27 protein-coding genes and 2 tRNA genes are annotated in these 21,817 nt (G+C 52.6%); 7 read left to right on the forward strand and 22 right to left on the reverse strand.

Annotated features, from left to right (window positions below; genetic code table 11):
- The first annotated feature begins 101 nt into the window (after positions 1–101).
- On the forward strand, positions 102–1,337 hold the full coding sequence (locus MVK60_RS10200; protein ID WP_297439137.1) for a 2,3-bisphosphoglycerate-independent phosphoglycerate mutase: 1,236 nt from the start codon (positions 102–104) through the stop codon (positions 1,335–1,337).
- Here MVK60_RS10200 and MVK60_RS10205 read toward each other — a convergent pair.
- Positions 1,334–1,627 (reverse strand): hypothetical protein, encoded by a 294-nt coding sequence (locus MVK60_RS10205; RefSeq protein WP_297439048.1) that lies wholly within the window; start codon positions 1,625–1,627, stop codon positions 1,334–1,336. The genes MVK60_RS10200 and MVK60_RS10205 overlap by 4 nt on opposite strands.
- Before the next feature lie 115 nt (positions 1,628–1,742).
- Between MVK60_RS10205 and MVK60_RS10210 the strand changes: the two genes are divergently transcribed.
- The 3 genes from MVK60_RS10210 (at position 1,743) to MVK60_RS10220 (ending at position 3,172) form a co-directional block, all read left to right on the forward strand.
- Positions 1,743–2,552 (forward strand): DUF2202 domain-containing protein, encoded by an 810-nt coding sequence (locus tag MVK60_RS10210; RefSeq protein WP_297439050.1) that lies wholly within the window; start codon positions 1,743–1,745, stop codon positions 2,550–2,552.
- Between the two features lie 112 nt (positions 2,553–2,664).
- Positions 2,665–2,961, forward strand: coding sequence for a winged helix-turn-helix domain-containing protein (locus tag MVK60_RS10215; protein WP_297439139.1), 297 nt, complete (start codon positions 2,665–2,667; stop codon positions 2,959–2,961).
- 22 nt (positions 2,962–2,983) lie between these two features.
- Positions 2,984–3,172, forward strand: a complete 189-nt coding sequence (locus MVK60_RS10220) for a hypothetical protein (protein WP_297439051.1) — start codon at positions 2,984–2,986, stop codon at positions 3,170–3,172.
- 12 nt (positions 3,173–3,184) lie between these two features.
- On the opposite strand, the gene MVK60_RS10225 is transcribed toward MVK60_RS10220, so the two are convergent.
- Positions 3,185–3,436 (reverse strand): hypothetical protein, encoded by a 252-nt coding sequence (locus tag MVK60_RS10225; protein WP_297439053.1) that lies wholly within the window; start codon positions 3,434–3,436, stop codon positions 3,185–3,187.
- A gap of 207 nt (positions 3,437–3,643) precedes the next feature.
- Between MVK60_RS10225 and MVK60_RS10230 the strand changes: the two genes are divergently transcribed.
- Together MVK60_RS10230 and MVK60_RS10235 are read left to right on the forward strand one after the other, a co-directional pair.
- Entirely contained in the window at positions 3,644–4,414 is a 771-nt protein-coding gene (locus MVK60_RS10230) for an aldo/keto reductase (RefSeq protein WP_297439141.1), read from the forward strand.
- The gene (locus tag MVK60_RS10235) at positions 4,414–6,270 is read left to right on the forward strand and encodes an aldehyde ferredoxin oxidoreductase family protein (protein WP_297439055.1); all 1,857 of its coding nucleotides are present in this window, start codon (positions 4,414–4,416) and stop codon (positions 6,268–6,270) included. Before MVK60_RS10230 ends, MVK60_RS10235 begins: the two co-directional genes overlap by 1 nt.
- A 59-nt stretch (positions 6,271–6,329) precedes the next feature.
- Here the strand turns inward: MVK60_RS10235 and MVK60_RS10240 are convergent, their stop codons facing one another.
- From MVK60_RS10240 to MVK60_RS10300, 13 genes are all read right to left on the reverse strand, one after another.
- Positions 6,330–6,818, reverse strand: a complete 489-nt coding sequence (locus tag MVK60_RS10240) for a hypothetical protein (protein WP_297439057.1) — start codon at positions 6,816–6,818, stop codon at positions 6,330–6,332.
- A 51-nt stretch (positions 6,819–6,869) separates the two neighbouring features.
- Entirely contained in the window at positions 6,870–7,595 is a 726-nt protein-coding gene (locus tag MVK60_RS10245) for a tRNA-binding protein (protein WP_297439059.1), read from the reverse strand.
- Positions 7,596–8,686: 1,091 nt separating this feature from the next.
- A complete protein-coding gene (locus MVK60_RS10250) occupies positions 8,687–9,013 on the reverse strand; it encodes a hypothetical protein (RefSeq protein ID WP_297439143.1) in 327 nt (108 codons plus the stop codon).
- Between the two features lie 2 nt (positions 9,014–9,015).
- Entirely contained in the window at positions 9,016–10,002 is a 987-nt protein-coding gene (locus tag MVK60_RS10255; protein ID WP_297439061.1) for a bifunctional oligoribonuclease/PAP phosphatase NrnA, read from the reverse strand.
- The gene (locus MVK60_RS10260) at positions 9,980–10,315 is read right to left on the reverse strand and encodes a DUF3194 domain-containing protein (protein WP_297439063.1); all 336 of its coding nucleotides are present in this window, start codon (positions 10,313–10,315) and stop codon (positions 9,980–9,982) included. Before MVK60_RS10260 ends, MVK60_RS10255 begins: the two co-directional genes overlap by 23 nt.
- 27 nt (positions 10,316–10,342) lie before the next feature.
- Positions 10,343–10,696, reverse strand: a complete 354-nt coding sequence (locus MVK60_RS10265) for a prefoldin subunit beta (RefSeq protein WP_297439065.1) — start codon at positions 10,694–10,696, stop codon at positions 10,343–10,345.
- Positions 10,697–10,958: 262 nt separating this feature from the next.
- Positions 10,959–11,339 (reverse strand): type I restriction endonuclease, encoded by a 381-nt coding sequence (locus tag MVK60_RS10270; RefSeq protein ID WP_297439067.1) that lies wholly within the window; start codon positions 11,337–11,339, stop codon positions 10,959–10,961.
- A 36-nt stretch (positions 11,340–11,375) separates the two neighbouring features.
- Complete coding sequence (gene pcc1, locus MVK60_RS10275) at positions 11,376–11,651, reverse strand: KEOPS complex subunit Pcc1 (RefSeq protein ID WP_297439069.1); 276 nt, start codon at positions 11,649–11,651, stop codon at positions 11,376–11,378.
- Positions 11,597–12,235 (reverse strand): ribosomal biogenesis protein, encoded by a 639-nt coding sequence (locus tag MVK60_RS10280; RefSeq protein ID WP_297439144.1) that lies wholly within the window; start codon positions 12,233–12,235, stop codon positions 11,597–11,599. The genes pcc1 and MVK60_RS10280 overlap by 55 nt, the downstream gene beginning before the upstream one ends.
- A 55-nt stretch (positions 12,236–12,290) precedes the next feature.
- Positions 12,291–12,440 (reverse strand): DNA-directed RNA polymerase subunit P, encoded by a 150-nt coding sequence (locus MVK60_RS10285; protein WP_297439146.1) that lies wholly within the window; start codon positions 12,438–12,440, stop codon positions 12,291–12,293.
- Positions 12,441–12,468: 28 nt separating this feature from the next.
- Complete coding sequence (locus MVK60_RS10290) at positions 12,469–12,729, reverse strand: 50S ribosomal protein L37ae (RefSeq protein ID WP_297439147.1); 261 nt, start codon at positions 12,727–12,729, stop codon at positions 12,469–12,471.
- Positions 12,730–13,217: 488 nt separating this feature from the next.
- Positions 13,218–13,295: transfer RNA gene (locus MVK60_RS10295), tRNA-Val, on the reverse strand.
- Between the two features lie 9 nt (positions 13,296–13,304).
- Positions 13,305–13,382, reverse strand: a tRNA-Ala gene (locus tag MVK60_RS10300).
- A gap of 125 nt (positions 13,383–13,507) precedes the next feature.
- Here MVK60_RS10300 and MVK60_RS10305 point away from each other — a divergent pair.
- On the forward strand, positions 13,508–14,662 hold the full coding sequence (locus tag MVK60_RS10305) for a M20 family metallopeptidase (protein ID WP_297439149.1): 1,155 nt from the start codon (positions 13,508–13,510) through the stop codon (positions 14,660–14,662).
- Here MVK60_RS10305 and MVK60_RS10310 read toward each other — a convergent pair.
- The 7 genes from MVK60_RS10310 to MVK60_RS10340 all read right to left on the reverse strand — a co-directional run bounded on the left by MVK60_RS10310 (position 14,655) and on the right by MVK60_RS10340 (position 21,796).
- The gene (locus MVK60_RS10310; RefSeq protein ID WP_297439071.1) at positions 14,655–15,488 is read right to left on the reverse strand and encodes a GNAT family N-acetyltransferase; all 834 of its coding nucleotides are present in this window, start codon (positions 15,486–15,488) and stop codon (positions 14,655–14,657) included. The genes MVK60_RS10305 and MVK60_RS10310 overlap by 8 nt on opposite strands.
- Positions 15,463–16,197 carry a phosphoglycolate phosphatase gene (locus tag MVK60_RS10315; protein WP_297439073.1) on the reverse strand — a complete coding sequence of 245 codons (735 nt, stop codon included), beginning with the start codon at positions 16,195–16,197 and terminating at the stop codon, positions 15,463–15,465. The genes MVK60_RS10310 and MVK60_RS10315 overlap by 26 nt, the downstream gene beginning before the upstream one ends.
- 72 nt (positions 16,198–16,269) lie before the next feature.
- Complete coding sequence (gene truD, locus MVK60_RS10320; protein ID WP_297439151.1) at positions 16,270–17,520, reverse strand: tRNA pseudouridine(13) synthase TruD; 1,251 nt, start codon at positions 17,518–17,520, stop codon at positions 16,270–16,272.
- A gap of 9 nt (positions 17,521–17,529) precedes the next feature.
- The gene (locus MVK60_RS10325; protein WP_297439075.1) at positions 17,530–18,030 is read right to left on the reverse strand and encodes a hypothetical protein; all 501 of its coding nucleotides are present in this window, start codon (positions 18,028–18,030) and stop codon (positions 17,530–17,532) included.
- A gap of 5 nt (positions 18,031–18,035) precedes the next feature.
- A complete protein-coding gene (locus tag MVK60_RS10330) occupies positions 18,036–19,253 on the reverse strand; it encodes an AAA family ATPase (RefSeq protein WP_297439077.1) in 1,218 nt (405 codons plus the stop codon).
- Between the two features lie 46 nt (positions 19,254–19,299).
- Positions 19,300–19,656 (reverse strand): peptidyl-tRNA hydrolase Pth2, encoded by a 357-nt coding sequence (pth2, locus tag MVK60_RS10335; protein WP_297439079.1) that lies wholly within the window; start codon positions 19,654–19,656, stop codon positions 19,300–19,302.
- 58 nt (positions 19,657–19,714) lie between these two features.
- Complete coding sequence (locus tag MVK60_RS10340) at positions 19,715–21,796, reverse strand: hypothetical protein (protein ID WP_297439081.1); 2,082 nt, start codon at positions 21,794–21,796, stop codon at positions 19,715–19,717.
- Between the last annotated feature and the right edge of the window lie 21 nt (positions 21,797–21,817).

The following is a 21,817-nucleotide window of genomic DNA, read 5'->3' on the forward strand; positions in this document are numbered from 1 at the left end:
CGGGACGGCATTTAATAATCTTTTGGAGGCCCTTCTCTGCGGGTTCACAGGGGGTCAGAAAGCTTTTAACCAATCCGTGGTATTCACCTGCGGTGATAGGCATGAGGCAGAGAAAGGGACTTCTCATAATCCTCGACGGCCTCGGGGACAGACCAGTTGAGGAATTCGGCGGTAAAACACCCCTGGAGCATGCTAACACTCCGAACATGGATAAACTCGCCAAAATGGGGATCCTCGGCCAGCAGGACCCGATAAAGCCAGGCCAGCCGGCCGGAAGCGACACTGCCCACCTGAGCATCTTCGGCTACAATCCTTACGAGGTCTACCGTGGGAGGGGCTACCTCGAAGCCATGGGTGTTGGCCTCGACCTGAGCGAGGACGACCTGGCATTCCGCGTCAACTTCGCGACCATTGAGGAAGGGATAATCACTGACAGACGTGCTGGCAGGATAAGCACGGAAGAAGCTCACGGGCTGGCGAGGGCCATTCAGGAGAATGTTAAAATTCCAGTCGAGTTCATCTTTGCCGGAGCCACGGGGCACAGGGCCGTCCTCGTCCTCAAAGGAATGGCCGCGGGCTATCACGTCGGTGAAAACGACCCTCACGAGGCGGGGAAGCCACCGCACAGATTCACCTGGGAGGACGAGGAGAGCAGGAAAGTTGCCAAGATCCTCGAAGAGTTCGTTGAAAAAGCGCATGAAGTCCTTGAGAGTCATCCAATCAATGAGAAGCGCAGGAAAGAGGGCAAGCCCGTTGCCAACTACCTCCTCATCCGCGGTGCAGGAACCTATCCGGATATACCAATGAAGTTCACCGAGCAGTGGAGGGTCAAAGCAGGGGCGGTCATAGCGGTCTCACTCGTCAAGGGCGTTGCTAGGGCGATAGGCTTTGACGTCTACACACCGGAGGGGGCAACAGGTGAGTACAACACCGACGAGATGGCCAAGGCAAGGAAGGTGGTTGAGCTGCTCAGGGACCACGACTTTGTGTTCCTCCACTTCAAGCCGACCGATGCCGCGGGTCACGACAACAACCCGAGGCTCAAGGTCGAGATGATAGAGAAGGCCGACAGGATGATCGGTTACATCGTCGAGCACATCAACCTCGACGATGTCGTGATAGCGATAACGGGCGACCACAGCACGCCATGCGAGGTCATGAACCACAGCGGCGACCCGGTTCCCCTCCTCATAGCGGGCGGTGGCGTCAGGGCCGACTACACCGAGAGCTTCGGCGAGCGTGAGTGCATGCGCGGCGGTATAGGAAGGATTAAGGGCCACGACATAGTGCCGGTAATGATGGACCTCATGAACAGAAGCGAGAAGTTCGGGGCTTAGGTCGGTCTGCCCTTTGTTCCTTTTTTCACCATTAGGTAGATGGACATCGGGAGAAGGGTCAGCGCGAAGGCCCATATCACCGCGGCGTAGAGGGCCGCGTCGATTCTGCCCCGTCTCAGAAGAAAGGTTAGTGCCCCAAGGGTTACGAGGTAAGCGCCCAGCTCCAGCGTGAAGATCCAAGAAACCCTTGAGGTTTTTCCAGTATAGGATAGCTTCTGCCGGACTTCAGCCACAAGGTAAACAACACCCATAACTATGGCCAGCAGGACTGATATCCCTCCCCAGTCCATCAGGTCTCCCCCGTACTGCCTGACCTTTTTTACTTAAAACGTTTCCCGACCAAAAACTTTATAAACCAGGCATGCATATGTAATATTGAACTTACACATGAAGAGGTGAAGATACATGAGGAAAAAGTTGGTTGGATTTGGGTTGCTGGTGCTGGGCCTCTTCGGTCTGGTGATTGGGGGGGCTGCTGCATACAGGGGTACCCTCTGGCCAAATCCGGAGGCACCGCAGACATATGCGGATGAATACAGCGCCCCACTGAGCGATGACGAGGCCAGCGGGCTTATTTACATGGTCGAGGAAGAGAAGCTCGCGAGGGATGTTTACCTGACGCTCTACAACGAAACGGGTCTTGAAGTCTTCGAGCGCATCGCCGAGAGCGAGCAGACCCATATGGATGCCGTGCTCTCATTGATAGGGAAGTACAACCTGACGGCTCCGGCGACGCTCGATCAGGTTGGTGTTTTCCAGAACGAGGAACTCCAGAGTATCTACAACCAGCTCGTTGAGCAGGGAAGCCGGAGTGAAGTTGACGCTCTAAAGGTTGGGGCCCTGATAGAGGAAACCGACATCAAAGACCTCGAGAACTGGACCGCCCAGACCGACAACGAGGACATCAGGGGGGTCTACAGCCACCTAATGGCGGGTAGCGAGAACCACCTGCGGGCCTTTACGGCTCAGCTTGATGCCCGGGGAGTTAGTTATACCGCTCAGGTACTCCCACAGGGGCAGGTTGACGAGATACTCAGCGAAGAGAACGGACACGGAAAGATGAGGGGAGAAGGCCACCGTATGGCGGGTAGAGACGATGGTACCGGGAACCACAGGGGAATACACGGAGAGAGCAGTGCACGCGGTACCCGTGGTGGGGGCATGAACGGCCCTAAAGGTGAATGTGGTGGAAGTGGAAGGGGCTTCCGCGGCTGATGCCCCTTTTGCATCTTCATTTTGATGGAGAGAATCTCCAGCGGAAAGCTTTTATTCTCCTACTTCCTTACTTATGCAGAGCTTCGCTTACACGTACGTCGGTGTGATGATCATGGTTCAGAGCATCACCGAACTTGTGGCAGTAGGGGAGGCCCTCTCAAACCCGGTTAGGGTCAAGGTACTGAGGATGCTCTGTGAAAAGGAGTGGTATGTCTATGAGATGGCCAAAGAGCTTGGTATATCACGACAACTTTTGTATCTTCATCTTAAGAAGCTTGAAAAGGCTGGGCTGGTCGAGAGCGAACTTCGCCTTGAGCCCGGTGATCCCAGGGCCAAGAAGTACTACAGGGCAAAGCGATTCAGGATCGTTCTCGACAACGACGTGATAAAACGCTTGGGGGAGGTTTGAAATGCCTTGGGGAGGTGAGCATATGCAGACCCCTAGTGGATGGATAAGCATAATCCTTGGTTTGATAATCCTCGTGGTGCTTGGCTTTGCTTTTTACCAAGTTAACAAGACGATGAACGACTTCAAGGTGGAGCTTGAAAGGCTGAAGGGTGTTCTCGAGGAGACAAGAAAGAACACCGAAGAAGTGAAAAGGAAGCTCGAAGAGGTCTAAATTATTACCTTATCATGACCTCAGAACCTTAACCTCATTTTTAAACATGTCCCAGTTAAGACCCAGGTGAATCGCAATTAGACTCAGCATGATGAGCCCATATTTCGACTTTAGTTTTAATAGCTCTAACCCCCTCATGCCTAGGAAAGAACCCTGCTTTACTGCCATCACTTCACCGATTGTGAGAAATACTGCCCCAATGTACACCGCTATCAATATGGACGAAAGCACAGCCTTGGTTTTCACCTTTGTTTTCGCGTTCATACATCTACCACCGTTGGTATGACAGGGGTCACTCATTTAAAACAATTTTGGTCCGCCAATTTATATTAGGAGGGGCTAAGGTTATCTCTATATTTTAGCGTTTAGACCGAAACTTTAAAGAGGTGGAACGCTTTAATTTTATTTGGTGATAGCGTGGTTGTGAAGGAGTTGAAGGTTCTTGGGGGCTATAGGGTAACGGCCATTGGTATGGGGACGTGGGGCATAGGCGGCTACGAGAGGCCCGATTATTCCTACGATAGGGAGAGCGTCGAGGCCCTGAGATATGGTCTGGAGCTAGGAATTAACCTCATCGATACGGCAGAGTTCTACGGTGCTGGCCACTCCGAGGAGCTCGTGGGCGAGGCGATTAGGGGCTTTGAGAGGGGAGAGATTTTCATAATCAGCAAGGTATGGCCGAGTCACTTCAGTTATAACGAGGCGAAGAATGCCGCGAGGGCAAGCGCGAAGAGACTTGGTACTTACATAGACCTCTACCTCCTCCACTGGCCCGGTGAGGACTGGGGGAAGATAGAAGAGACCCTCCACGCTTTGGAGGAACTCGTTGATGAAGGATTGATTCGTTACATAGGCGTCAGCAACTTTGACCTTGAGCTTCTGAAACGCTCCCAAGAGGCCATGAGGAGGCACGAGATAGTCGCCAATGAGGTGAAGTACTCCCTGAAGGACAGGTGGCCCGAGACGAGTGGATTGCTCGACTACATGAAGCGCGAAAAAATAGCGCTCATAGCCTACACCCCCCTCGAAAAAGGCTCGCTCGCGAGGAACTCCTGCTTGGGGGAAATTGGAAAGAAGTACGGGAAGACCTCGGCCCAGGTCGCCCTCAACTACCTCATCTGGGAGGAGAACGTTATAGCCATTCCGAAGGCTGGCAGAAGGGAGCACGTCGAGGAGAACGCCGGCGCGATGGGGTGGAGACTTTTAAGGGAAGATAGGGAGAAGGCAAGGGGGTGCGTCTGATGTACGGCTATCACAACCTGATTGCCCGGATAAACCTGACGGATGGGAAGGCCACATATGAGAAACTGCCCGATGAGATAATAAGAAAGTTCATCGGCGGGAAGGGCCTCGGCTACTACCTGATTTATCGCGAGGTTCCGCCGGTAACTGAGCCGTTGAGCGAGGCCAACAAGTTCGTTTTCGCTCCGGGAGGATTAACCGGCCTAGTGCCGGGCTCAAGCAAGGTCATAGCGGTGAGCAAGAGCCCGGAGACGGGGCTTATCAGTGATTCAAGCGGTGGAGACGCCTTCGGCCCGAAACTGAAGGGGCACTTCGATGCTCTTATCATCGAGGGAAAGAGCGAGGAGCCCGTTTATCTCCACGTTCACGATGGAAAAGTTGAGATTCTATCTGCGGAGCACCTCTGGGGCAGGGGCAACTATGAGGTTGCCAGAAGGCTCTGGAAGGAGCACCCCAAGGCGAGCATGGCGCTCATTGGCCCCGCAGGTGAGAGACTCAGCAGGATCGCCAACGTCATCTACGACACCGAGAGGGCGAGCGGAAGGGGTGGCCCTGGAGCCGTCCTCGGGAGCAAGAAGGTCAAAGCAGTTGTAGTCGAACCCGGCGAGAAGCCCAAGGTGGCCAACCCCGAGGAGTTCCAGAGACTCTGGCAGAGCTTTTACGACCACTTCGCCACCGACCCCAAGTACGAGCACACGAGGAACTACGGAACGAGCGACGCCTTAAGGAGCGCCGCCTCCCTGGGCATGAGCCCGGCCTACAACTTCTCAAGACCCTACATCCCGGACGAGCTGGCGAGCAAGTTGGCGGGAGACGAGGTCAAGAAGTATGAAGTCGAGCCTGAGTGGTTCGTTCACGGCAAGAGCTGTCCTATAAAGTGCGCCCGCTACGTTGAGGTGGAATACAGGGGCAAGAAGATACGCGTCAAGCCCGAATACGAGAGCATAGCGATGCTCGGAGCGGCTACCGGAGTCTTCAACTTCCCGGCGGTGGCCTACTTCAACTGGCTCGTTAACGACCTCGGGCTGGACAGCATAGCGACAGGGGCCACGATAGCGTGGCTCTTCGAGATGGTCAAGAAGGGCCTAATAAGCGAGGAGGAGATAGGATTCCCCGTTGAGGGCTTCGGCGACGAGGAGGCTGAGGAGAGGCTCATCAGGCTGATGGCAGAGAGGAAGGGCATCGGCGCGGTTCTGGCGGACGGTGTTAAGCGCGCCTGTGAGAGGCTCGGCAGGGGCTGTGAGTTCGCCGTCCACGTGAAGGGCATGGAGAGCCCAGCCTGGGACCCGCGCGGAAGGAGAACCTACGCCCTGAGCTATGCAACAGCCGACGTTGGAGCCTCTCATCTGAGGGGCTGGCCGAGGCCGCACCAGCTCCCCAACCAGGGGCCGGCAAAGGAGCTAGTGCCCTCGATGATAGAGGGCAGGGACGAGAGCTACATAACGGATATGCTCGGAACATGTAAGTTCGTCCCCTACAAGATGGAAGAGTTAGCCAGGCTCTACTCGCTCGTGACCGGCGAGGAGTGGACGGTTGAAAAGCTCAGAAAGGTGGCTCAAGCGGTCGAGAGCATTGCCAGAATACACGACGCCCTCGACTGGGTAACACCGCCGATGGACGACACGGTTCCGCCGCGCTGGTGGGAGCCGGAGCCAGACGGGCCGGCGGAGGGCAACGCGGCTTTCATAGACTACGGTGACTTTCTTGAAGCTCGCAGGGAGTTCTACAGACTGAGAGGCTGGCACGAGGAGCTTGGAGTTCCCCTGCCCGAGACAATGGAGGAGCTCGGCTATCCTGAATTTAAGGGAGATGCTGAGAGGGCGTTGGAGGTAGTGAAGACGAGGATAGGATCATGAGCCCTTCACGTTTTCTTTGCTTTCGCCACCGTTTCACATTTCAACGTTTTTATGTCCCTTTAAGTCCTCCCTCCGATTTTGACAACTGCCGGGACTATACAGGTGCCATTCTCGTTTTTTATCTCGATATCTTTACCGAAGGTGGATTTGACCGTGGAGTTGCAGGGGAACACTTTGCCATTGTGTTCCTCAAAAAACTGGAGATACTTCTTTATCTGCGTTTCGTTTGCCGGAACCAGCTTTACACTCATGTTTTCGAGATCAAAGAAGGCCAGATAAGTCCTGTTTTTCACCTCTATTATACCCTCCATACGGAGTATCCTGCACTTCGGGCTGAGCTTCGTGCAGGTACTCCCATCAACCCAGTAAGTGAGCTGTGGCTTAAGGGAGAAGTTGCTCAGGTTTGCGTCGTAGAGCATGTTCAATGCGGTATCCGGGGCGAGGGTGGGGGAGTTGGGCTTTGGACCCCGTGTCTCGTGGCCTATGATATGGAATGCAAGAAGGAGCGAGGCCACAACAACGATTAATACTAAGTATCTTTTTCTCATGGAGACCACAGTTACAACTTGGAAAAGGGTATTAAAGATGTGTCGGAAAAATCACCCCTTCAAAAACGCCTCCACCAGGTTCCTTGTCTCGTTGAAGGCCTCCAGCGGGATTCCCTTTGGGAGTCCGCCGATTTCCCCTTTGACATCTTTCAGGACGCCTTCTCCGGCTCCGAGGAACATGCCCTCGCTGACGATTCCCCTGAAGTTCGCAGGTGGGAGCAGGGCAACGGCGACGCGGTTGCCCTCCTTCACCGTTAGGTCGTTGGTGACAACGGTCAGGGCCCTATCACCAAGGTTGACGTTGGTGACGAGCAAGCGGTCGGCGTTCGGGTGCTTGCCAACGCTCATGACTTCTCCGACCTTTATGTCTACCGCTATGACCGGGTCGTTTATCTTACCTAGGGCCAGGCGTTTGTCGAGGCCGAGTATCGTGTTCAGGAAGAAGCGGACTTTGGCAACTGCCTCCTCAACCTTTTCCTTCTCGTCCTTGTCCGCCAGATTGAGAAACGTGTGATACCATTCCTCACCACCTAGAGCCCCGATTATTCCATTGGCCTTCTCCTTCAAAGCCCTCATCTGCGGGGTCTCAATCAGCTCCTTCGGCTCCACGTAGCTGTACCGCATCGCCTGTATCTCCGGAATCATCTCCTTCGCTAACTGAATCGCTCCCTTCTTGTTCCACTTCCCCTTGAACTTCGCGTGCTCCAGCGTCTTCAGAAACAGCTCCACTGCCTTTTCCGCCACCAGTAAGCGGTAATCCTTGCTCGTGTCCCACATAGCTCTCACCCTCCAGTGCCTTCAAAACGCGGTTCTTAACGCTTTCGTCCCTTATCCCCTCGGCTATCGAACGGGCCTTGACTTTGTCACCCCAGCGGGCATAGGCTAGAGCCACCTCTCCAAGGAGCTTCGACGCTATCTTATCGTCCCCGATAACGCCGGCAAGGATAAGCGGCTCCTCCAGGAAGCCTATGCGGAGGAAGCGCCTCGCTATCCTGTCAAGCTCTCCGTCGGCCGGTCTAAACTTTCCAACTAGGATTATCTCCATAGCATCGTTGAATACGCGTCTGCCAAGCTTTGGTTGCTCATGGAGGTTAAACCAGTACGAGAGTTCAAGCATTGCAAGCGCCCGGTTTTCTAGGGGTAAAAATCTCATCAGCTTCATTGCGACCTCAACATCGCCTCGCTCCAGTATCCCATCCACCGCACTCTTCCCTCTTTTAAGTACCTCCCCCACCAGTTCCATCCTTTCTTCAAGATACTGAGCTTGAAGGTTGAACTGCAGGGACGAATAAACGTCCTTTGCGAGGGAATAAAACTCAATGGCGGCCCCATTGGCAATCTCATCCCCGCTTCGTTCTATGGCCCTGGCCACCGAAAGTAGTGAGGAAAGTGCGTCTGAAGAGAATCCCCTAGAAAGCTGGAGTAGGTCCACAGCCTTTCGAAAGAGCTTTAACGCATCACTGTATCTATCGGACAGGACAAAGTTCCTCGCTATGCCCCCAAGGACCTCCCCCCTCAGGCGCAGGGAACTAATTTTTTCGGCCTCTGTGAGGGATATCTCCAGGTACCTCTCGGCTTCTTTGTCCCTGTTGATGGAATAGAGTGCGCGGCCAACTATAGAATATGCAAACGCCCGTTCTGGTGTTGCCTTAATCTCGTCGAGGGTTTTCAGGACATAGCTGAGGACTTCATCCCCGGGGAATGCCGTTAAGACCTCGGATAGTGCAAGCAAGCGCTTGATCTGTTCCGGAATTTCAAGGGCACGTCTGAGGGCTTTCCGGTACTCCCCCTTGTTGATGTAAACCTCCACGGTCTCCACATGAATCACCGGCTGAAAGGGGTGGTTTTCAAAGTAAAAAAGGATATCGCTATTTTCTGACCTTCCGGTCCCACCCTTCCAGCATGGTTTCAAGGGCAAGCAGGCTGTTTATTCTAAGCTTGACCTTGTGGTTTTCCCAGTCTATCGAGCCTTTGAACTCGTTGAGCAACTCAAAGACCTTCTCGGCTTCTTTACTAGATAGATTTCTTCCATAGAACTCTTCCCCACACCTGGGACATTTGAAGACGAAGCTCTCAAATGTCTCCATGAACTTGCCTTTATCCTGCAACACCTCTTCCACCCCTTCGATAGTGAGCATCTGCTCTATGAGTTCAGCCCAGTCGAGAACAGCTCCACAACGGGGACACTTTGCCATATTCATCCCTCCATATTCTTCAAAAACCGTTCAATCTCCTTTAGGATGGTTTTTACCCCTTCCTCAAGGTTTGCCTGTCCGTTGGCGCCTGCGGCACCAGGGTGGCCTCCCCCGGATCCCTGGATAACCGGACCCACCCCCTCCATTATCCTTCCGAGGTGGAGGCCCCTCTTGACGAGTGCCTCCCTCGCCCTGGCCGAGATTCTGACGCCGTTCTTCTCGCTTCCGACGATGGCTACGTCCGCGCCGAGGTTCAGGAACACTTTACAGGCAAGGGCCTCGTAAGCGGACACTCTTGAAACAGCTATTATATATTTCCTGAACTTTTTAACCTCAAGACGCTGGCACGCTTTCAGCACCGCCATCTTCTTTGCCTGGTCGATGTTCTCATCGCTTACCGGGGCAACAAGCTGGGATATCTCCCCCAGCTGGATTGGAAAATGCTCCAGCATCTCACTTACGGCTTTGAAAGTCTTCGTGTTTGCGAAGCGGAAGTTTGCTGTGTCGGTAATTATCCCGGCCAAGAGCGCCCTAACGGCCGTTTCGTTATAAACTCCGAGGTACTTTAAAAGCTCCCACACGATTTCAGCCGTTGACGTTCTGGATGAATCAACCACGCGGATATCCGCCCGTATCGGCTTCTCCTTCTCGACGTGGTGGTCTATGACTACGAGGGTTCTTCCCTCCCGGACCTCGATAGGTTCAAGCTGTTCGAGGGATGATGTGTCGAAGATCACAACGACGTCTTCCTCCACCGGAGGATTCCTCTCAACGGGGACCGGCGAGAGGGAAAGCAATCTCTTGGCATAGGAGGAGACGCTCTGAGCAACGCCTATCTTGACCCTTTCTACCCCGGTGGACTTCAGGTAGATAGCGAACGCTATAGCCGAACCCAACGAATCCGGGTCTGCGTTATGGTGGCACAGCAGGAGGAAGGACCTGTCCTCAGAGGCCCTCAGAAATTTTTTAAGCTTTACCTTCCCCTTCATGTGCGATCTCCCACAGTCTTTGTTCGACGGCCCGATACGCCATATCAATGGCTTCATCGATGAGATTCCCAACATCGGTTCTCACAAATATTGGAACCTCAAGGTAAACCTCGATCTCCAGATCCAGGGTCTTTCCCCGGTTTATTCTAGTCGTGACCTCAAAATCTTTTACCTCGCTCTTGGTGAGGTCCTCAAAGACGCGGTCGATTATTGTCTCCTGTGCGATCTCCCCTATCTCAACCAACCTTTCCGGCTCAAGGTCAGGCAGACCTATGTAAACGACCTTCCTTTCACTGCTCTTTTCTGCCCCCACGTCCTTCACCTCAGAAATGAAAAAGGATCAGCCGGCTACCGGCGGTTTCAGTGAGGACTGTATCTGGGCGGTGAGGTCCTTAAGCTTCTCATTGAGTTTCTTTTCCTGTCTCTCAAGGGCGTTTAGTCTTATCTCGAGTGTCTCAACCTTTTCCTTCAGCTCTCCAATGGCCTTCTCCTTGGTGGTTTTTACAACAAGGGTGCCGACGGTCTTGTATATTACCGTCCCATCCTCCACGGCATCAATCTCCTCAAGGGCCTTTTTAGTGTCGTTCAGTTCGATCTGAAGTTTCTGCTTCTGCTGAATGACAAGCTGAAGCTGCTGCTGGTAGCTCTCAAGTTGCCCCAACATGGCCTGAACCTGCGGTGGAATGTTCTGCATAGCCAACACCTCCGTAATCATAATGCCGAGTGAGAATAAGGGGCAGGCTTTAAATAGTTTAGGCTAAAAGAGATTTAAGAGTTATTGGATCAAAAACCGCAAGACCCTCCTAGAGTATATCCGAACTTCCTGTAATAACACCGTATTTTTCGCCTGGAGAATATCAACATCCTGTTAGCTGCCTCTTTGGCACTAATTTTTTTAATGTCTGCTAAAACAATGACCCTTTCTTCAGGGGGTAGCCAAGGCTTAAAGGCTTCAATTAGCACCCCCATTGAATGCCATTGGTCAATATTCCCAGAGCTACTCCCTCTTCAAAACAATATTCCATTAGTTGGCGAGCGTACTTAGCAACTACTCCCCTCCTTCCAATAATTGACGTCTTTGCACTTTTAGCCTCTAAAAATGCTACTGGTTTTCCATCTACGATTAACGTATAATCAGGCCGTTTTTTGTTTCTGGTCTGTTTCTCTGGATATACCTCTTGGGGGTTATCTACTTCCCACCATAGCCCGTTTAGAATGGGGAGTATTATATGTTGTTTTGTTGCTTCTTCGTTGGAAATTCTCGGGTATAGCTCCTTAATGGTTTCAATCTTATCCTCTAAGGGGGATGAAAACAGACCTGACATAAGCTCTATCACCGATACTAAACTTCGGAACCTAATATTAAAATTTTACTATATTTTAGTAGAATCAATGGCAACCTTTATCCACCGAAGGTAAGAGTTCAGCGTTCCCCTTAAAGCCGAGTTGTCTTTTGTTAAAAACCTTATCACTATTTTCTTTCCGTCTCTGAGAAACTCTATTTTGCTCCTCCGATAAGGGACGGACTCATGCTCGTAGAGAACGCTCTCATAGACCACCCTGGCGGTTTCCTCATCCGGAAAAGAGAGCTCGATCATTCCTTCAATTGGCCAGGTTTTTTCTTTAGAAGAGCCCCTTTGTACTCCCATCTCCGACCGTCCTCCATTATCCAGATCTTGACGCTTATTAAGGGTCCTATGGGGTTTTTCTTCTCAACATCAAAGCGGTAGAAGTCCACCGCCATTCCGCGCGGATGCCTCTCGATGACGCTCAGAACATCGGTGTTGTATCTGTCGACTATTCCGAGGAGCGAGCGCTCCTTTCTCGGCACGAACTTCCCACCGGTAAGTTCGGCAAAGACCTGGGCGAAGGCAACGTGGTCGAGGCCAACGCGCTTTGCTGTGGTCACAACAAGCGGCATCTCCTCGCGTATGGGCCTTATGTCTCTAAAACCAATCTCGCGCTGGAGCTTTATGCCGTGGAGGTACAGGTAGCCGAGGTAGCCCCAGTCCTCGGGGTCAACCCGGATGAAGGTCATCTTGAGTGGGTTGCCCTTCCAGACGTTGACTATCAGAAGCCTCTCGTAGTTCCTGTCGTAGGCTTCCATTAAAAGGTCGTGGAGGGTCTTCTTCCCCCTGGTCAGGTATAAGGAGCCGGGAAAGACCTTCTCCAAGTCGTGACCGAAGCTCCTCGTCCTCCTCGTGGGTCTGTGGGAAGTCGTTATCAGCATCATGGCCCTCACTCAAAACCGGGTTAACTCGATAAAAGGCTTTCGAAATCCGAAAGAATCAGATCGCTTTAACGCGCCTGGCCACACGGGGCCTCGGTTTATAGAGTATCTTGCTGCCGCAGTAGGGGCAGCGGACTTCTCTGGTATTCTCTAGGTCGAGCTCGACCTCCTTTCCACACTTCGCACAGCGGTAAACACCCATCACCATGGTCATCACCTGAATAGAAGGAGAGGTGTCAGGCCTTGGAGGCCGTGACGCGCTTGGCGACCTTCCCGGCCGGAGTGGTCGGCAGGTAGGCACCACCGGCGAAGGTGGCACCACACTTCTGGCACTGCCATATACCCGTGCTTATCCTCTTGACGGCCTTCCTCCCACAGACCGGGCAGACGTGCTTCTGCCGCATCCTGGCTTCAACTGTCGCCACCCGCCTTCTTATCTTAAGACCATACCTGGAACCGTATCTTCCGCCTGATCCAACCTTAGTGGTTCTTCCCATGAGCATCACCCCTGATGATGTATTGTTTTCACGACTGAAGGTCTTTTTCGGGGACGTTTTATAAACCTTGTGCATATCCAGTTTGCCGAGCAAAGTTCGGTCAGGAGATTAGTGTCCCTCAGGCACCTCTAGAAAGTGAAACACTCCCAAAACCGACCAGTAGGAAAGAAATCCCCTCTCAAATGAGTTCACTTAAAAAAATCACTTAATTTTTCGCCAGCGCTGGAGCTTTTGAAAAAAAGCTTTACCAAAAGGCAGTCATCCAATAGAGAATCATGACCTTTTGACAAACTTTTCGTCAGACGTGGATTTGATTAAATAAGCTGGTCGGTTTAGAAGGTTTCGTTTTTCTTTTAACGTCCTTCGGGCGTTATTTCACAGTGAAAACACTAAAAAACTGCAATTTGTTGAGTAAGCCCAACTTAAGAACTGCCACTTAGAAATGGCATGCCGGCCTTGATCAAACTTCGCCTTTGCGAATTTTGTATTGGTGGGCCCGCGGGGATTCGAACCCCGGACCTTCACCGTGTCAGGGTGACGTCATAACCAGTCTAGACCACGGGCCCGCCCAGGGATGGTGGACCGGCCGGGATTTGAACCCGGGGCCTCCGCCTTGCCAAGGCGGCGCTCATACCAGGCTGAGCTACCGGCCCACTCCCATTGACGCCGTAAACACCTACAGGGCTCCCTTTATAAATTTTTTGGTTAGGTCCATATCATTAAAATTTCCATCGAAAAGTTAATATCGAAGTTTGCCCATCTGTGAACGGTGATTGTGATGGGAACTTTTAATCCGCGGAGCGAGTCTGAACGAATTAAGGATCAGATAATAGCCTGGAGAAGGGACTTCCACATGCACCCGGAGCTCAAGTACGAGGAGGAGAGAACCTCAAGAATAGTGGAAGAACACCTGCGCGAGTGGGGATACTCCATTAAACGTGTCGGAACCGGGATTATGGCGGACATCGGCGAGGGTAAGAAGACGATAGCCCTAAGGGCCGACATGGACGCCCTGCCAGTTCAGGAGGAGAATGACGTCCCTTATAAGTCCCGCGTTCCCGGAAAGATGCACGCCTGCGGACACGATGCCCACACGGCCATGCTCCTCGGGGCGGCGAAGATAATAGCCGAGCATATCGATGAGCTCAACGGCAGGGTGAGGCTAATCTTCCAGCCGGCCGAGGAGGGCGGCAACGGGGCGGTGAAGATGATAGAGGGCGGTGCACTTGAAGGAGTGGATGCAGTGTTCGGCCTCCACGTGTGGATCGACATGCCCAGCGGGGTGATAGGGATAAGGGAAGGCCCGTTCATGGCCGGTGCGGGCATATTCAAGGCACGGATAATAGGAAAAGGCGGCCACGGGGCATCGCCACACCAGACCGTCGATCCAATTCCCATAGCGGCGGAAGCAATACTCGCACTCCAGACCATAGCGAGCAGAAACGTACCTCCAATTGAGACTGGCGTTGTAAGCGTCACTGCTGTACAGGCTGGGACGGCCTTCAACGTGATTCCAGAGGAAGTCCAGATGAAGGGAACGGTAAGATTCTTCAAGCACGAGATAGGCGAGCTGATTCAGAGGCGCATGAAGGAGATACTCGAAGGCGTCACCATGGCACACGGGGCTTCCTACGAACTGTCGATAGAGGAGCTCGTCCCGCCGACCGTTAACGATAAGGGCATGGCGGCTTTTGCCAGAAAAGTGGCCGAAAAGTACGGCCTGAGGTACGGCGATGTTGAGCCAACCATGGGCGCCGAGGACTTCGCCTTCTACCTCCAGAAAGTCCCCGGAGCGTTCCTGACGCTCGGGATATACAACGAGGAAAAGGGAATAATCTACCCGCACCATCATCCGAGGTTCGACGTTGATGAAGATGTTCTCCACCTCGGAACGGCGATGGAAGTCGCCCTTGCCATGGAGTTCCTTAAATGAGGGATTTCGCGAGTATCTTAATTTTTCCCACCCTTTCATCGCCGAAGCTCTCAACGTCGCCCGGCAAGACTGTCAGAACCCGCTCAAACCCGAGAGTCTTTGCCCTGCTGAAAACCGCCTTCAAGTCCCCAATCCTGCCCCAGAGAAGGAGTGCAGCGCCCTCCCTCCCGGGGAGACTCTTGAGGACATAGTACGAGCCGCCACTCCTGCCGGATTCGATCGTATAGTGAATCCCGGCGATGTTGTCCTTAAAGGCCGAGAAGAACATGCTGTAGGAGCTCTGGAATCTGCCAGCAACCAAGTCAAGGTTTTTAACGTCCTTCCAGCCGAACGCCGAAGGCTCCACGGTTCCTCCGCCCCTCGCCGGAACCCATACGGTTGTCCCCGTGAAAAGCTCAGCGTCAAAGCCGAGCTTTCTGTAGAATCCCTCCGCATCCTCATCCGGCTGGACGGTCAGCATCTCGACCTTCCGCTCCTTAGCGACCTCCCCAACGAACTCCATCAGAAGCCTTCCGATTTCCCTGCCCCTGTAGTCGGGGTGAACCTCGATAACGTCCACGTGCCCTATTTTCCTGAGCCTTCCACCAACGGGCTCCTCGGAGAACAGAACCTCGACCTCGCCAACTATAATACCTTTTAGCTCGGCAACGGCCACGAGCTGGTCATCAATGAGGAGGTTGTTCAGATGGATCGCGCAGGTCTCAACGTTCATCCAGGGACCGCCTCTGGTGTAGCGTTCGTAGAGGTTGCCGTTGAGTCTCTCGCCGGCCGTGTGGAGTGAAACTATCCCCTCGACGTCGTCAAGGGTTGCCAAACGGATCCGCATCGTCTTCACCCAGGTAGCCGAACTTCCTCAGCACGTGGAGGATTCCCTCCGCTCCGCCCTGACCATAGGTCTTTTCCGTCACGTAGTCGGCTTCTTTTTTCAGGCTCTCCGGCGCCTGGCCAACGGCGACGCGGTAGCCGACTACTCTGAATGCATCGAGGTCGTTCTCGCCGTCACCTATGTGGGCAACCTCTCCCGGCTCTATCCCGAGCACCTCGCAGGCCTTCTTTATCCCCGTCCCCTTGTTTATCCAGGGCTTCTTGACGTGTATCGCGAAGCCGGAATCAACGGCGACGAGGTTAAGACCGAGCTCCTCTATTATGTCCCTCACGGCTTCAACAGGAATTGTGCGCAAAATCACCAGCCCTGCCTTCCTCTCAGGCATCGAGAAGCTGAGCACCGCCTCTGGGTAGCGCCTCTTCACCTCACTCCAGAGAATCCACTCCTCGTCCATCTTCGTCAGATAAGCCCTCCTCCTCAGCCGGCCGTCCTTAACCGAGAGCGCCCCGCCGTCTTCACCAACCACGGGGCCACTTGTACCGATGAGGATGGTGGCGGCCTCTCCGAACTGGAGGGTGTTCCCTGTTACCAGCATTACCGGAACCCCGAGGCCCTCCGCCAGCCTTATGGCTTCTAGTGCCTTCTTGTGGAGCCTCCTATCCGGATAAGTTATTGTGCCATCTATATCAACTGAGATAGCCTTTACCATTTTCCCACCCCTATCATCTTGCGTGAGGAGAATAAAAACAAAGCGGTTGGTTCCGTTACTCGCGAGGCCGTTTCAATGATCCTTCATTATCTCCCTGAGCACGCTGGTCGCATAAACACCTTTCGGAAGGAAAAACCTGAAGCACATTCCAGTTCCGGGGATGTGGCCGTAGGTGAGGCCAAGGGGCCTAATCAAAAGCTCCCTTCTTCCTCCGGGCTCGGCCATCGGTTTCGGAAGCTTTCTGAAGACTTCGAGGGATATCCCTTCCGCCTCAAGTATCTCCTCTTCCAGCCTCCCAGGAAGCCCCTTAGCACGCCTCATGGCAAAGCCAAAGAGCGGGCCACTGACTGCAGCCTCGCCGCGTTGTATCTTCCTGTTTACAAAATCCCTGTTGGTCTCGGTCACTCGGTAGGTTCTGTCGCGGTAGGGGATTCCTCCCTTCACCTGGACGACGATATCGCCGACGAGGGCCTCGTTCAGGGGAATACCTCTTTCAATCCTCCGGGAGATGTAGAGGTTGAAGAGGTAGCTCTGGTAGGCATGGATGAAGATGCGCATTATGGGAAGTGGAAGGCTTAGAAAAGCCCTCTTCCAGCTCCCGGTCTCCTTGTAGCGGTAGAGGAGTGTCCTTTCATAGCGCAGGAAGTTCGGAAATTCCTCCAGAGCTTTCTCAACATCGCCAGTCTCCCAGAAGTGTCTTCTGGCCTCGTCCCCTTCCATACCCCCTTCGTGCGCTCCGAGGAAGAGCCTCGCGGCACCCTCGAAGTCCCCCTGCAGGAGGAGCTTTCCGATCAGGTGGTTCGTGACACGTTTCTCCCCGAAACGCTGGTAGCCAAAGTAGTTGGGAAAGCCACCCTTTCTCTTCAGTTCCCTCACTATCTCTCTGGTTCTCTCAAAGGCATCATCACCAACGCCACGGACGATTATCCTGAAGCGGTTTCCAGTGAGGTGGCCGAGCTTGATAAACCTACCGTAGGAAACGAAGCGGAGCTCAACGTCCCTGATCCGAACGGTTTTGACCTTTTCCTTGGCCTTAGCAGGAACGCTGATGTACTGATACGTCACCGCGTGCCGGTCCTTCGTCCCGGCGAAGCCCACGTCCCTGTAGCTAATCCCGGCCCGCTTGGCTATCTCCTTGACGGCGCTCATGGTGTCCCAGTTTCGCTTTTTGAGTAGGAAGATGGTGTGCTTCCTGCCCTCAAATATCTGGGGCAGGGGGTCTTCGATGACGACGAAGTCCTCAGGAAAAACCTTTATCCTGCCCCCAATGCCGGGTTCTTTGCTCAGATACCTGAACCGGGAAAAAAACTCGCGGTAGTCCATCTCAATCACCTAAAATCTCCAAAATTCGCGAAAGGATTTGCAATTCCGTTTGAGCTTCTCAAAGTCGAGCTTGTCAGCATACTTTGGAAGATTGGATTTGGTGTAACGCTCTCTCTTTTTCAGTTCATCGGAAGGTTTGGTACTCCAACTGTAGCCGAGGCTTTTGCATATCCATTCTTCAATCTCGTACTCAAAGATGAAAATCTTAACCGGAACCTCCGTTTTTTTAGGGACATGTTTCGCAATGTCCCGTTTACGTGACCCATAATTTGCAGGACCATCCCCATCGTAAACAATAAGTATGAATTCAGGGAAAGCAATCTCAGCAGCCTTGATAATTTTGGTTAACTTAGGATTGCAGAGATAAGGAGCATGAATCAGATTCCTTCTTCCAGAAAGCTTCTTGAGTTTGATGTTAGCAAGCCCCTCATGGTTCAATCTGCCCAAGAGACGTTTGAAGAACTCTCCCCCGTAGGTATCCTCAGTAATGATGACTATCTCTTTTGCCATGCCCATCACTGCTTTTTGTTCTCAAAGAGTGAACCGTAAAGCCATCCCTCACTGAGGGTGATGCCCCTCTCATTAAGGAACTCTTTGATTTTTTCGGGATCTTTTATTCTTTTGAAGACAGTCTCACCATTCTCCTTATCGACGAGCACAAGGTCAGAAGGCTCAACGATATCAACGACAACCGGGGAGTGGGTCGTAATAATAACCTGGCTCTCGCTTTCCTTGAGTGTGTCTATTACCAGTTCAAGGGTTTCGGGATGTAAGGAATTCTCAATTTCGTCAATTATCAGGAGAGGAGGTTTGAGATAAACTGCAGTAAGGATTGCAAGAACCTTATAGAAACCGTCAGAGATGCCTGGCGGAGCAAGTTCAAGATCGTTCTCAAAGACTTTCATCATGACCCTTCCATCCTCAGTGAGCTGGAAGAATATTCTTGTGTTGGGGAAGGCTATGAAGAGAGGCTCAGCTATTTCCTCCGGCAATCTGCCTTCGCGGAGCCAGATGTTATAGAGGAGCGGAATGAGGTTTGAAGCGTCTTCGTTGAGGGTTGTTTCCTTGCGGGGATATTGTGGCGTTTTGAGAGCCCTAATAAAAATTTGCCTTAGTATTAATTGTTTCTTTAAAAATTCAAGGTATGCACTTTTTATTGACTTCCAATTGGCGATATCTCCTAAAAGAACCGGTCGCATAGAAGTATAATCCATAAGAATTTCGAATAAGGATGCATCTTCCAAGTCTTTTGGTAACTTTTCTCGTATGATTCCTAGATTTAAATCTGAGAACTCTGAAATCGTAGGGTACTCTAAACCCGAAAAAGCCATTTTTAGCCACTCTTTATCATGAACAACCTTTAGAAGATGGCCCTCCTTCTCGATCCTTACGTAACCAGAAACCTCAATAACCTCCTTCAAAATCTCAAAACTTCCCCCAGTTCCAGTAAAAGTCGTTTCAAAATAAACATCATAACCATCAACGTCGAAAAGCATCCCCACGATTATCGGTAACTCCTCTTTTCCGGCCCAAACGACATTATTGTAACCCCACCATTCAAGGAATGGATTTGTGTCTTTTTCAACATAGATTTTCCTAAGAAGCTTGAAGACCTCCACAAGATTTGTCTTGCCCGAGGCGTTGGGACCAATGATAACGTTGAACTTATCCAGCTCTACCTCGCAGTTCCTGAGACTCTTGAAGTTTCTAACAGTGAGCTTCTTCAGCCTCACGCTCTCACCGAAGATTAAAACGGCTAAATGATTAAAAGACTTCCGCTCACACCAGCTTCAAATGGCCGGTAACCTTGTCAACGAGCTCCTCGGGCCCGGGGCCGATTGCCAGAACCGTTAGTGTCCCCGGAGGAATCTCGGTTAAGCCGGCATCTCTGATGAGCGCCGTTGGGATGCCCAGCTTTTCAGCCTGGGCCTTCAGCTCGAAGAGCTCCTCCTCGTTTTCGGCCTTGACGACGACCTTCTTCTGCCCCTCATGGAACCAGGCCTTGAACCACTCGGGCTTCTCTTTCTGGGCCTTGAGGGCGGCGGTAACGGCCCCGTGGGCCACCTGGACGGCAAACTTGCCCTTGCTGAGCTTGAGGTCGTTCCGTGTGACCATAACCTGTTTGTACCTAAACATCGTTCATCCCAACCTCCGTTGGGCAGGGGCTTAATAAGTTTAGGGGAAGAAAAAGAGTTCAAAGTTCTTCTATCTCTTTGATTTCCTTCCCGGTTGGACTCTCCTCCTCTTTCTTGGGCAGTCCACCTGGGCGGCTCTTCTTCTTCCTTTCCAGGACCCCTTTAAGTTTTTCTGCCTCGTACCAGTATCTGTAGGTGAGTCCAGCCAGCACGATGGTTAGGATTATGAACAGTATCCCCACTCCCTTCCAAGTGTTGCTCTTCGACGGAAGGTATGTCTGTGCAACGGCGGCTATCTCCTTGGCTGTGGGTTCGGGGTTCGTCATGCTTGAGAGGGTCCTGTTTATGTACCCTGGAAGCTCATCCGCCCTCGGGTAAACCTTGACCTCTTTGAGGACCACCTTCGGTGGGATGCTGTTTATTGTCACGAGGTTTCCCAGGTAGGTCTGGTGAACATTTCCGATGGGGTCCGTGTACATGAGGGTTGCCCTGATGTTGGTGATGTTTGCGGAGAGGACTTTTAGGTCAACCTGAACCGTTTTTGTTTCTCCAGCGCGGATCGTTCCGAGTTTTATGGTGGATGGACCGTTAAGGCTGTTGGAGAGGTCCAGGATTAAAGTAGCGTTCTGGACGTACTCGTAGTTTTTGTTTCCTGTACCTGCGTTTACCGTGAATTTGAGGCTCACTGTTTTGTTCACGTCTGTGGTGATGTAGCTTCCCCATGTTCCGTTGTACGCCAGTGCCTTCACGCTTAGGGATGGGACGTTGTAAACCTCAACCCCCGCAAGGGTCGGGGAATAAACGATCCGTTTTTGGCCTGTTTCGAGGCTCTGGTCATCGTAGAACGTCACGATGGCCTTGCCGATCTCGAACTTCCCAACTTTGGTGGGCTTTAGGATGTAGATGAGTGCCGGCATGTTGGTGAACGCGGAGAGGGTCTTGAGGTTCCAGCTTTTTGCCTGACTCACCAGCTGGAAATCGTTTGGGATAGGTGCCGCAACGCTGACATCATAGGCGTCTCCCCTGCCGAGGTTCTCTACGTTTATGACAACCACGAGGTTGTCACTGAGCATGATTTTTCTGGGGGTGGCGTTTATTGTTGCCATGACGTTTGCCCGCCGTAGGATGGGTGTCACTTCGGTCCCGGGCGGGGCGTATATCCTTATCGTGGCCCTCTTGTAATTCGGCTCCACGGTTGAGACTGATATCTTGAATGGGCTGTTGGAGATGACTTTGGGAAGGTCTCCGACTTCCAGGAGGGCCGTTCCCAGGCTCTGGCTCCCCTTGAGGACCTCGATCTTGGCCACGCTTGGTATCGTCGTCAGGAGCTTGACGTAGTAGGTCGTGTTCTGGTACTTCACGGGCAACTGCTCGTTGACGTAGAGAAGCCCACTGTAGACCAGTACGTCCTCAACCTGGGAGGGTGTGTTGGTTCCGCCGCCTTCAACTCCTCCGTTGGCGCGGAGTATCTTGAAGCTGGTTGAAGCCACCTTCGGTATGTACACGTCGAACGTGGCACCGTTTGTGACGGTGTTAAGAACCTGTATGTACAGGTAGTTGTTGTAGTAATAATTGTCGCCGAGTTTGTACCTCACGCTTCCTCCAGAGCCCTTGCTTATTATGAGGGTTCTGGTCTCTCCGTAGGGGAGGGTTACTTGGAACGTCGCTTGGTCGCCTGAAACCGCGGTCAGTTTGATTTTTATCTGGGGCAGTCCCTGTGGGAGGGTTACCTCCCCTCCTACCAGCATGCTCTGGTTGGATAGTAACTTCTGGAGTGGTGACTGTATCTCTATCAGGGCACTCTTGTCCTCGCTCTTTATCCAGAGGACTGATACGTTTAAGTACGGGCTCTGGGTGTTCGGGTACGCGAACCATTCCCCTGTGGAGGCGACGTAGTTCATTGCCCCGGTGGGCCCGGTTACCCTGAAGTATATCTTGGTCACGTTGCCGCCGAGGGTGGGAGCCTGCAGGTCAACGTATTCTATGGTGAAGGAGCCGAGGCTGACTTTGTCGGAGGGGCCCAGGCTCACCGCTGAGATACTCGCGTATTTTGGAACGTCCGCTGACGCTATAGGATGGAATACGGACATTGTTGAGAGAATCAGAAGCCCAAACAGGATTAAAGCAGAGAGTTTTTTCATAGTTTCGACCTCCAGTGGACG

This window comes from Thermococcus sp. (assembly GCF_026988555.1).
Classification (GTDB): Archaea; Methanobacteriota_B; Thermococci; order Thermococcales; family Thermococcaceae; genus Thermococcus.

Bases quoted from the DNA above. Each gene is read 5' to 3' on its own strand.
- pth2 (WP_297439079.1), bottom strand. From the start codon at position 19,656: ATGTTTAGGTACAAACAGGTTATGGTCACACGGAACGACCTCAAGCTC.
- MVK60_RS10340 (WP_297439081.1), bottom strand. From the start codon at position 21,796: ATGAAAAAACTCTCTGCTTTAATCCTGTTTGGGCTTCTGATTCTCTCA.
- MVK60_RS10200 (WP_297439137.1), top strand. From the start codon at position 102: ATGAGGCAGAGAAAGGGACTTCTCATAATCCTCGACGGCCTCGGGGAC.
- MVK60_RS10290 (WP_297439147.1), bottom strand. From the start codon at position 12,729: ATGGGAAGAACCACTAAGGTTGGATCAGGCGGAAGATACGGTTCCAGG.
- MVK60_RS10310 (WP_297439071.1), bottom strand. From the start codon at position 15,488: ATGCGGATCCGTTTGGCAACCCTTGACGACGTCGAGGGGATAGTTTCA.
- MVK60_RS10205 (WP_297439048.1), bottom strand. From the start codon at position 1,627: ATGGACTGGGGAGGGATATCAGTCCTGCTGGCCATAGTTATGGGTGTT.
- MVK60_RS10210 (WP_297439050.1), top strand. From the start codon at position 1,743: ATGAGGAAAAAGTTGGTTGGATTTGGGTTGCTGGTGCTGGGCCTCTTC.
- MVK60_RS10255 (WP_297439061.1), bottom strand. From the start codon at position 10,002: ATGAAGGGGAAGGTAAAGCTTAAAAAATTTCTGAGGGCCTCTGAGGAC.
- truD (WP_297439151.1), bottom strand. From the start codon at position 17,520: ATGGACTACCGCGAGTTTTTTTCCCGGTTCAGGTATCTGAGCAAAGAA.
- MVK60_RS10325 (WP_297439075.1), bottom strand. From the start codon at position 18,030: ATGGCAAAAGAGATAGTCATCATTACTGAGGATACCTACGGGGGAGAG.
- MVK60_RS10220 (WP_297439051.1), top strand. From the start codon at position 2,984: ATGCAGACCCCTAGTGGATGGATAAGCATAATCCTTGGTTTGATAATC.
- MVK60_RS10235 (WP_297439055.1), top strand. From the start codon at position 4,414: ATGTACGGCTATCACAACCTGATTGCCCGGATAAACCTGACGGATGGG.
- MVK60_RS10240 (WP_297439057.1), bottom strand. From the start codon at position 6,818: ATGAGAAAAAGATACTTAGTATTAATCGTTGTTGTGGCCTCGCTCCTT.
- MVK60_RS10285 (WP_297439146.1), bottom strand. From the start codon at position 12,440: ATGGTGATGGGTGTTTACCGCTGTGCGAAGTGTGGAAAGGAGGTCGAG.
- MVK60_RS10265 (WP_297439065.1), bottom strand. From the start codon at position 10,696: ATGCAGAACATTCCACCGCAGGTTCAGGCCATGTTGGGGCAACTTGAG.
- MVK60_RS10315 (WP_297439073.1), bottom strand. From the start codon at position 16,197: ATGGTAAAGGCTATCTCAGTTGATATAGATGGCACAATAACTTATCCG.
- pcc1 (WP_297439069.1), bottom strand. From the start codon at position 11,651: ATGGGAGTACAAAGGGGCTCTTCTAAAGAAAAAACCTGGCCAATTGAA.
- MVK60_RS10245 (WP_297439059.1), bottom strand. From the start codon at position 7,595: ATGTGGGACACGAGCAAGGATTACCGCTTACTGGTGGCGGAAAAGGCA.
- MVK60_RS10230 (WP_297439141.1), top strand. From the start codon at position 3,644: ATGGGGACGTGGGGCATAGGCGGCTACGAGAGGCCCGATTATTCCTAC.
- MVK60_RS10225 (WP_297439053.1), bottom strand. From the start codon at position 3,436: ATGAACGCGAAAACAAAGGTGAAAACCAAGGCTGTGCTTTCGTCCATA.
- MVK60_RS10305 (WP_297439149.1), top strand. From the start codon at position 13,508: ATGGGAACTTTTAATCCGCGGAGCGAGTCTGAACGAATTAAGGATCAG.
- MVK60_RS10250 (WP_297439143.1), bottom strand. From the start codon at position 9,013: ATGGCAAAGTGTCCCCGTTGTGGAGCTGTTCTCGACTGGGCTGAACTC.
- MVK60_RS10280 (WP_297439144.1), bottom strand. From the start codon at position 12,235: ATGATGCTGATAACGACTTCCCACAGACCCACGAGGAGGACGAGGAGC.
- MVK60_RS10215 (WP_297439139.1), top strand. From the start codon at position 2,665: ATGGTTCAGAGCATCACCGAACTTGTGGCAGTAGGGGAGGCCCTCTCA.